Source organism: Bacillus nitratireducens, assembly GCF_036320425.1.
GTDB lineage: Bacteria > Bacillota > Bacilli > Bacillales > Bacillaceae_G > Bacillus_A > Bacillus_A nitratireducens.
Window position 1 is genome coordinate 1 of the sequence record NZ_JAUMJO010000047.1, and the last position, 588, is coordinate 588.

Below are 588 nucleotides of genomic sequence, written 5' to 3' on the forward strand. Positions count from 1 at the left end.
TTCCGCAAGACATGTATGAGTTATTTTATTAAAAGTGCGGGTGAAGGGAGTCGAACCCCCACGCCAAAGGCGCTAGATCCTAAGTCTAGTGCGTCTGCCAATTCCGCCACACCCGCATATTTGATTAAAATGGTGAGCCATGAAGGATTCGAACCTTCGACCCTCTGATTAAAAGTCAGATGCTCTACCAACTGAGCTAATGGCTCTTAATGGCTGGGCTAGCTGGATTCGAACCAGCGCATGACGGAGTCAAAGTCCGTTGCCTTACCGCTTGGCTATAGCCCATTAATTAAGAATGGTGGAGGGGGGCAGATTCGAACTGCCGAACCCGAAGGAGCGGATTTACAGTCCGCCGCGTTTAGCCACTTCGCTACCCCTCCGACATATATGGTGGAGGATGACGGGATCGAACCGCCGACCCCCTGCTTGTAAGGCAGGTGCTCTCCCAGCTGAGCTAATCCTCCATTTTGCCTGGCAACGTCCTACTCTCACAGGGACAAGGTCCCAACTACCATCGGCGCTAGAGAGCTTAACTTCCGTGTTCGGTATGGGAACGGGTGTGACCTCTCTGCCATCATTACCAGACAT

Annotated in this window: 5 tRNA genes and 1 rRNA gene; all 6 read right to left on the minus strand. The window is 52.2% G+C overall.

From position 1 onward, the window contains the following. Nucleotides 1-35 precede the first annotated feature (35 nt). Nucleotides 36-116: transfer RNA gene (locus tag Q3V31_RS30730), tRNA-Leu, on the minus strand. Between the two features lie 14 nt (nt 117-130). Beyond that, nucleotides 131-206 (minus strand) — tRNA-Lys (locus Q3V31_RS30735). 4 nt (nt 207-210) lie between these two features. Next, nucleotides 211-285: transfer RNA gene (locus Q3V31_RS30740), tRNA-Gln, on the minus strand. Nucleotides 286-296: 11 nt separating this feature from the next. After that, nucleotides 297-380: transfer RNA gene (locus Q3V31_RS30745), tRNA-Tyr, on the minus strand. 8 nt (nt 381-388) lie between these two features. Then, nucleotides 389-464, minus strand: a tRNA-Val gene (locus tag Q3V31_RS30750). A 5-nt stretch (nt 465-469) separates the two neighbouring features. After that, nucleotides 470-585: ribosomal RNA gene (rrf, locus tag Q3V31_RS30755) — 5S ribosomal RNA — on the minus strand. Nucleotides 586-588: the final 3 nt, after the last annotated feature.